The 7,691-nt window shown below is 72.7% G+C and carries 9 protein-coding genes; 5 read left to right on the top strand and 4 right to left on the bottom strand.

The window, feature by feature from the left end; all coding sequences use genetic code 11:
* Positions 1-257 precede the first annotated feature (257 nt).
* From AB0D31_RS31310 to AB0D31_RS31295, 4 genes are all read left to right on the top strand, one after another.
* A complete protein-coding gene (locus AB0D31_RS31310) occupies positions 258-1,202 on the top strand; it encodes an ABC transporter ATP-binding protein (protein WP_362729384.1) in 945 nt (314 codons plus the stop codon).
* Entirely contained in the window at positions 1,199-1,939 is a 741-nt protein-coding gene (locus AB0D31_RS31305) for an ABC transporter permease (RefSeq protein ID WP_362729382.1), read from the top strand. The genes AB0D31_RS31310 and AB0D31_RS31305 overlap by 4 nt, the downstream gene beginning before the upstream one ends.
* 71 nt (positions 1,940-2,010) lie before the next feature.
* Positions 2,011-3,144 carry a sensor histidine kinase gene (locus AB0D31_RS31300; RefSeq protein WP_362729388.1) on the top strand — a complete coding sequence of 378 codons (1,134 nt, stop codon included), beginning with the start codon at positions 2,011-2,013 and terminating at the stop codon, positions 3,142-3,144.
* Positions 3,132-3,746, top strand: a complete 615-nt coding sequence (locus AB0D31_RS31295; protein WP_362729386.1) for a response regulator transcription factor — start codon at positions 3,132-3,134, stop codon at positions 3,744-3,746. The genes AB0D31_RS31300 and AB0D31_RS31295 overlap by 13 nt, the downstream gene beginning before the upstream one ends.
* Positions 3,747-3,801: 55 nt before the next feature.
* On the opposite strand, the gene AB0D31_RS31290 is transcribed toward AB0D31_RS31295, so the two are convergent.
* The 4 genes from AB0D31_RS31290 to AB0D31_RS31275 all read right to left on the bottom strand — a co-directional run bounded on the left by AB0D31_RS31290 (position 3,802) and on the right by AB0D31_RS31275 (position 7,215).
* On the bottom strand, positions 3,802-4,293 hold the full coding sequence (locus AB0D31_RS31290; protein WP_362729380.1) for a hypothetical protein: 492 nt from the start codon (positions 4,291-4,293) through the stop codon (positions 3,802-3,804).
* A gap of 163 nt (positions 4,294-4,456) precedes the next feature.
* On the bottom strand, positions 4,457-5,119 hold the full coding sequence (locus AB0D31_RS31285) for a C39 family peptidase (protein WP_362729378.1): 663 nt from the start codon (positions 5,117-5,119) through the stop codon (positions 4,457-4,459).
* 252 nt (positions 5,120-5,371) lie between these two features.
* Complete coding sequence (locus tag AB0D31_RS31280) at positions 5,372-6,202, bottom strand: transglutaminase-like domain-containing protein (RefSeq protein ID WP_362729376.1); 831 nt, start codon at positions 6,200-6,202, stop codon at positions 5,372-5,374.
* A gap of 17 nt (positions 6,203-6,219) precedes the next feature.
* Positions 6,220-7,215 carry a GNAT family N-acetyltransferase gene (locus AB0D31_RS31275; protein ID WP_362729374.1) on the bottom strand — a complete coding sequence of 332 codons (996 nt, stop codon included), beginning with the start codon at positions 7,213-7,215 and terminating at the stop codon, positions 6,220-6,222.
* A gap of 141 nt (positions 7,216-7,356) precedes the next feature.
* Here AB0D31_RS31275 and fdxA point away from each other — a divergent pair, with 141 nt between their 5' ends.
* Positions 7,357-7,677, top strand: a complete 321-nt coding sequence (fdxA, locus tag AB0D31_RS31270; RefSeq protein ID WP_018845645.1) for a ferredoxin — start codon at positions 7,357-7,359, stop codon at positions 7,675-7,677.
* Positions 7,678-7,691: the final 14 nt, after the last annotated feature.

Below are 7,691 nucleotides of genomic sequence, written 5' to 3'. Positions count from 1 at the left end.
GGGGGGTGGGGGGGGGGCGGGGGGGGGGGGGGGGCGCGGGGCCCCCCCCCCCCCCCCCCCAACCCCGCTTTCGTCTGCAGACCGTGCCCGCGTCTCGCGCAGTTCCCCGCGCCCCCAAAAGTAGGGCACCCGGCGCCAACCGGTCGCGTCCGTAGGGCACCCGGCGTCGGGGGCGGCGGGGCGTATGACATCCGTCATGGCGTAGTCACGACGCGGGGCACTGCCGGCCGGCCCGCCCCCCGCGCCACCCTGGGGGCATGACGCAGACAGCCCCTCCCGCCGAGCGGACCACCCAGGCCGTGGTCAGCTTCGAGAACGTGAACAAGAGCTACGGCGACGTCCGAGCCGTGGCCGACCTGTCGCTGCGGCTCCACCCCGGTGAGACGGTCGCGCTGCTCGGACCCAACGGCGCCGGCAAGTCGTCCACGCTCGATCTGCTGCTCGGGCTGCGCAACGCCGACTCCGGCACCGTCAGCCTCTTCGGCATGACGCCCGCGCAGGCCATCAACGCCGGCAAGGTCGGCGCGATGCTCCAGAGCGGCGGCCTCATGGAGGACGTGACCGTGCGCGAACTGGTCAAGCTCGGCTGCGACCTGCACCCCAAGCCGCACCCGGTCGCCGAGGTCCTGGACCGCGCGGGCATCACCCAGATCGCCGACCGCAAGGTCAACAAGCTTTCCGGCGGCCAGGAACAGCGCGTCCGGTTCGCGCTCGCGACCGTCGGCGCCAACGACCTGATCGTCCTGGACGAGCCGACCACCGGCATGGACGTCACCGCCCGCCAGGCGTTCTGGGCGACCATGCGCGAGCAGGCGGCGCAGGGCCGTACGGTCCTGTTCGCCACGCACTACCTCGAAGAGGCCGACGCCATCGCCGACCGGGTGCTCGTGCTGCACAAGGGCCGCCTCCTCGCCGACGGCACCGCCGCCGAGATCAAGGCGAAGGCCGGCGCCCGCCGGGTCAGCTTCGACCTGGAGGGGACTGTCGACGAGACGGCCGAGGCCGCCCTGCGCGGCCTCCCCTTCCTGTCCACCCTCGACATCTCCGGCCGCACCGTCCGCATCCAGTCGCACGACGCCGACGCCACGATGCACGCCGTGTACGGGCTCGGCCTCTACCCGCGCAACCTCGAAGTCGCGGGCCTCGGCCTGGAGCAGGCCTTCGTCGCCATCACCTCGGCCGAGGAGGCCAACGCAGCATGAACACCCTCATCAAGCTCGAAATCACCCGCACCCTGCGGAACAAGAAGTTCATGTTCTTCTCGGTGGTCTACCCCTCGGCGCTCTACCTGCTCTTCGCGGCCTCGCAGAACGGCACCGACAAGGTCAAGGGCACCGACCTCACCTTCCCCGCCCTCTACATGGTCTCGATGGCGTCCTTCGGCGCGATCACGGCCGTCCTCATGGGCAACAGCGAGAAGATCGCCAAGGAGCGCGAGAAGGGCTGGGTGCGCCAGCTGCGCCTGACCACCCTGCCGGGCCGCGGCTACGTCCTCGCGAAGATCGCCAGCGCCGGCGTCGTGACCCTGCCGTGCATCGTGGTCGTCTTCCTCGTGGCGGCCTCCGTCAAGGGCGTACGGTTCGAGGCCTGGCAGTGGGGCGCGCTGACCGTCGCCATCTGGGCGGGTTCGCTCTGCTTCGCCGCGCTCGGCGTGGCCATCGGTTACATCGCCAGCGGTGACGCCGTCCGCCCGATCACGATGATCATCTACTTCGGCATGTCGATCCTGGGCGGCCTGTGGATGCCCAGCACCGTCTTCCCGCAGTGGCTGCAGAACATCGCGGAATGGCTGCCCACCCACGCGTACGCTGCCCTCGGACAGGCCATCGAGCTGGGCGACGCCCCGCACGGCAAGGACCTCGCCATCCTCGTCTTCTACTTCCTGCTCTTCGCGGGCGGCGCGGCATGGCTGTACCGGAAGGACACCCTGAAGGCGTGAGTGCCGTGAACCAGGGCCCCAGCAAGGCGCCGGCGGTGCGGATCGGGCTCAGCCCCGAGACGCGCCGCCAGATGTGGCAGAAGCTGATGTGGGTCGGCATCTGGCTGGCCTTCATGGGCGCCCCCATCGGCGACCTGCTCGACGGCAACCACACCACCGTGCCCACGGTCCTCGGCTGGGCCGGCCTCGCGGGGTTCGTGACCGTCTATCTGGCCCTGGTGCTGCGGCACACCGCCCGCCCCCTCGCCACCGTCACCGTCTACAGCCTTCTCGGCTTCCTGGCCGCCCTCGCCGTCACCCTCTCGCTGACCCTCGGCGGCGCGTGGCTCGTGCTCTTCGTCTACGTCTCGGTCTCCTGCGGGGCCACGCTGCCGCTCGCGCTCGCGACCTGGGCGATCCTCGTGACGACCGCCGGCATGACCGTGATCGGGACGCATCTGTCGCACGTCGGCGACGTCCTGCCGGGCCTCGCCATCCCCGCGCTCCTCGGCGGCTTCGCGATGACCGGCGTACGCCATCTGATCCGCACCTCGGTGGAGCTGCGCGAGGCGCGCGCCACTGTCGCCCAACTCGCCGCGAACGAGGAGCGGTTGAGGATGGCGCGCGATCTGCACGACCTGCTCGGCCACTCCCTCTCCCTCATCACCCTCAAGAGCGAGCTGGCCGGACGGATGCTGCCCGGCCGGCCCGAGCAGGCGGCCCGGGAGGTGGCCGACATCGAGCGGGTGAGCCGGCAGGCCCTCGCCGACGTGCGGGCCGCCGTGACCGGCTACCGCAGGGTCACCCTGCCCGCCGAACTCGCGGGCGCCCGAACCGTGTTGAACGCCGCAGGCATCCAGGCGGACGTACCGCCCGAGGCGCCCGAGGGGCTGCCCGGCGCCGAGGAGGAGGTGCTCGCCTGGGTCCTGCGCGAGGCGGCCACCAACGTCGTACGCCACAGCGGCGCCCGGCACTGCACGGTCACGCTCGCCGAACTCCAGACCCTGGACGGCCGGTTCCTCGAACTGCGCGTCCAGGACGACGGCCCGGGCCGGACCGGCACCGGTGTGCCCGTCGCGGGCAACGGCCTGACCGGGCTCGCCGAGCGCCTGGAGAAGGTGGCGGGCGTCCTGGAGACCGAGTCGGGACGCAAGGGCTTCACGCTGATCGCGCGGATCCCGCTGATTCCGGCCGCCTCCGAAACCCCTCTAGGATCCGGGCCATGATCCGACTTCTCCTGGCGGAAGACCAGTCCATGGTCCGTGAGGCCCTCGCCGCCCTGCTCGGTCTGGAGCCGGACCTGGAGGTGGTGGCGCAGGCGGCCCGGGGTGACGAGGTCCTGGCGGCGGCCCGCGCCCACGCGGTGGACGTCGCCCTCCTCGACATCGAGATGCCGGGCCTGACCGGCATCGAGGCGGCGGCCGTCCTGCGCCGTGAGCTGCCCGCCGTCAAGATCGTGATCCTGACGACCTTCGGGCGGCCGGGCTATCTGCGCAGCGCCATGGAGGCCGGGGCGGACGCCTTCCTGGTCAAGGACGCGCCCGCGGCCCAACTGGCCACCGCCGTAAGGACGGTGCTCGCCGGAGAGCGCGTCATCGACCCGACGCTGGCCGCGGCCGCCCTCGCCGAGGGGGCCAACCCCCTGACCGACCGCGAACGCGATGTGCTGCGCGCCGCGCGGGACGGTGCGACCAACGCCGAACTCGCCGCCGCCCTCTGCCTCTCGCAGGGCACGGTCCGCAACTATCTCTCCATGGCCATCCAGAAACTCGCGGCCCGCAACCGGGCGGAAGCGGTCCGCATCGCCCGCGAGAAGGGCTGGCTGTAGATCCTGGCGGAGCGGGGTGGCCGGTGGGGGAGGGCCCACCGGCCGGTTCCGTGACTCAGCAGCTCACCAGGAGCAGGGTGAGGGCCGAACACACGCGGACCGCCGCGTTGTTGCCCGGATCCGGGTCGGTGGGAGTCAGGTCGACCAGGGCGGCCGTGACCGGCAGGTTGCCGCTCATCGTCAGGAGCCCGGCGTGCAGCGTCAGCTTCTTGGTGACGCTCGCGCCGGACGGGATCGCGCCGAGCGGGCACACCGCGGTCCGGTTCGCCTTGTCGATCGTGCAGCCCGGCGCGGACGGCGCCGTGAAACCGGCCGGATAGCTGAACCACACGCGGGCGGCGCTGACGTCGGACGGGCCGGTGTTGGTGATGTGCGCGCTGAACGTGGCCGCGTAGACCGCGAGCCCGTGGGGCGAGACGTCGAGGGCAACGGAGAGGTCGGCCTGCGCGGGTTCGGCGTGCGCCGGGGCGGCGAGGCCGACGCCGGCGAGGAGGGGCAGCAGCAGAGCGGGGGCCAGACGGGCGGCTATGGGTCTGAGACGTGACAACGGGACTCCCGGCGTAGCGTGGCATGGAACGGGACACAGCGCTGCCCGCCTCAACAGGCTGTGGCGCACGCCCTGTTGAGGGAGCGTCAACAGATTGTGACCGCTGGAAGCCGTTCGGGCGGGGTTTTCCGGGCGCGCGCGGGGAATGGCCGGATGTCGCTGTTCACCGGGCCGGGCGGCCGGTGCCGGGCCCGAGCACCACACCCCGCCCCGCGTAGAACCGGTCGAGCTCGGCCCACTCGATGGAGGCGTACTCCTGGGAACGGCCCTTGAAGCCGGACGGGTTGTGGAAGACCAGGGCGTCCTCGGTCGCCCCCACCGCCAGGACCAGGTGGCCGCCCCGGCGTTCCGGGGCCGGCGCGAGCTCGCGGATCGAGGGGTGGACCGAGAGCAGCAGGAGCTGCCCGGCCTCGATCAGGCGGCGCAGCTCGGCCAGGGGCAGATGCGGGCGCGCCGCCGCCCTCAGGCCCCAGCGTTCGTGCGCGTACGCCGCGAACGGGGCGTAGATCAGGCCGTCGAGGCCGTCGCCACGGCGTACGTAGGCCCCCGCCGCGACGCACTCGCGCGCGAGCTCCATCGCGCTGGGCGCGGAGCCCTGCCAGTACTCCAGGGCCATCCGCAGACACGCCACCCCGCACAGTCGCCACGACCACCACGCGTACTCTTCGCGGCTCTCCGCGCCGTACGCGCGCCACAGCGGGTCCTCGGCCGCGTCCAGCGTCCCGCCGACGATCGCCTCCACCAGCTCGGGCGAGGCCCACTGGGCGTGGTAGGGCACGGCGTGGACGGTCCTCGGTGGATGGCGGCGCGCATGGCGGTCGGTCATGATCAAGAGCCTAGGCCGCCGGACAGCGCCGGACAGCGCCGGACAGCGCCGGACAGCGCCGGGCGGGGCCGGGCGGGGCCGGGCGGGGCCGGGCGGCGGGCTTGGGTCCGACGCGCCCGGTGGGCGGCTCGGTTCAGCATGGCCGCGCGGTGCTCGTGGCGTCTGACCGTCTGACCGTCTGCGCGGTGGGCGGTTCGGTTCAGCCTGGCCGCGTCGCACGTGCGGCGTCCGACCGTCTCCGTGGTGGGCGGTTCAGTTCAGCCTGGCCCGCGCGGCGCGTGCCCGGCGTCTGACCGTCTCCGCCATGGTCGGTTCCACCGCTTCCACCACATCGGCGTACTCGTCGAGTTCCGCGGCACCGGCCATGAAGTCGCCCCGCTGGACGAGGAGTTCGGCGCGCTCGTAGCGGAGCCTGGCCGGATGCGCCGGGAGCAGCAGCGAGAGCTCCACGGCCCACAGGGCGACCTCGCTGTGCTCGGGGCGGGCCGCGGCCCAGGCGCGGATGTTGTTCAGGACGCGCAGGACGATGTCGAGCGGCGCGGCCGGGCTCAGCATCGACTCCTCAAGAGGTGAGCCCGTCGCGCCGGCCACCAGGATTTCCGCGTCGTCGGGGTCCAGGAGCCGCCCCCCGTCGAACGGGTCGGCGAGGACCCGGTCCTCGGGCGGGCCGAAGCCGACGACGAAGTGGCCGGGCAGCGCCACCCCGTACACCGGCGCCCCGGCCCGGCGGGCCACCTCGATCCACACCACCGAGAGCAGGATGGGCAGCCCGCGCCGGCGCCGCAGCACCTCGTGCAGCAGGGACGATTCGAGCCGCTCGTAGTCGTGCGCCGTACCCCGGAACCCGTACTGCCCGCCCAGCAGTCTGCCGAGCGCGCCGGCCCAGGCGCGGGGACCGGTGAGGCCGAAGGGGAGCAGCCCGGCGAGACGGTCGAGCTCGATGTGCGCGGCATCGATGCCGCGCCGGCCGAGCGAGGGGTCGGCGACCGCGCCGAGCAGCAGACACAGCGCCGCCACGTCGGGGCGCTCGGCGCGGGCCTGGTCGGCGAACTCCCGCCGCCAGTCGGTGACGTCCGGATCCATTGCGTCCTCGTACCCGGTCAGCGGGACCGGAAGTGGTGGTAGCCGTGGTGCGTCGCGAAGCCCAGGCCGTCGTAGAGGGCGCGGGCGCCCTCGTTGTCCGCCTCGACCTGGAGCCAGGCCGCCGAGGCGCCCTCGTCCAGGGCCCGGCGGGCCAGGGCGGCCATCACGGCGCTCGCGAGCCCCTGGCGGCGCCGCGCCGGGTCTACCTCGACCGCCATGAACCCGGCCCAGCGGCCGTCGACCACGCACCGTCCGATCGCTGCGGGCGCCGGCCCGTCGCCCGGGACCGAGGCGAACCACACCGAGGGGCCGGCGCCCAGCACCTTCAGGACGTGCTCGCCCGGCGACGACGACCGCTGGTAGCGGCTCAGCCACGCCTCGTCCACGGTGCGCGCCAGGTGAACCCGGGAAATGTCCGCCGCCAGGTCGCCGATGGGTGCGAGCGCGGCGATCCGCACCTCGGCGCTGACCTCGCGCTCCCAACCGGCCCGTTCGAGCTCCGCGCAGAGCGGCTCCTGGGTGCCCGCGGCACCCGTCGCGGTCTGGACATAGGCGGGCAGATCACGGGCCGCGTACCAGTCGCGTACGCGGTCGAGGGCGGCCGGCAGGGGAAGGCCCGGGTCGCCGAGCGGGAGGGCGGAGTTGGCGCGGCGGGTGAAACCGCCGGCCGCGCGCAGCGTCCACTCGCCCAGCGGTTCGCTCTCCACCGGCTGCCAGGCGCGGGCCAGGACCGGCGCGAGCTCCTCGAAGGAGGCGGCCGGTCCCCGACGCCGGGCCGGGGCCGCCGGGACGACCTTGCCCGCGACGAGAGCGGACTCCTCGATACGCACCGTCTCACCGCTCTTTCGTGTGATCGACAACACACCTTGGTCCCACGACGTGAGCACGCCGACCGTGTCGGTGAACAAGGAGCCCGGAGTTCCGCTGGAGGTCAGGCGCCGGACTGATACGCGTTTGCCCGTATCGGCCGGTGTAATCCGGACCTCAAGCCGTCCGCCGATGGTGAATTCCACAGGTCTCTCCGCCCCTCCTGTTCGGATCGTGCCCCGAACCGGAGATACTAGGTGCGGGCATCGACGACGCCGCGCTCCCGCGCGCCACGTGGACGGAGCCGCAGATCGGCCCGCCGCGCCCTATCGAGGAGGAACGACAGCGTGACCTACGTCATCGCGCAGCCTTGTGTCGACGTCAAGGACAAGGCGTGTATCGAAGAGTGCCCGGTCGACTGCATCTACGAGGGCTCCCGGTCCTTGTACATCCACCCGGATGAATGCGTCGACTGTGGCGCCTGCGAGCCGGTGTGCCCGGTCGAGGCGATCTTCTACGAGGACGACACCCCGGACGAGTGGAAGGACTACTACAAGGCGAACGTGGAGTTCTTCGACGAGCTCGGCTCGCCCGGTGGCGCCTCCAAGCTCGGCCTGATCGAGCGGGACCACCCCTTCATCGCAGCGCTCCCGCCGCAGAACGGCTGATCGCGCTTCCCCGG

The organism is Streptomyces sp. NPDC048361 (assembly GCF_040651795.1).
GTDB lineage: Bacteria > Actinomycetota > Actinomycetes > Streptomycetales > Streptomycetaceae > Streptomyces.
The sequence above is the reverse complement of the archived record's forward strand: the minus strand, read 5'-3'. Positions and strand labels throughout refer to the sequence as shown.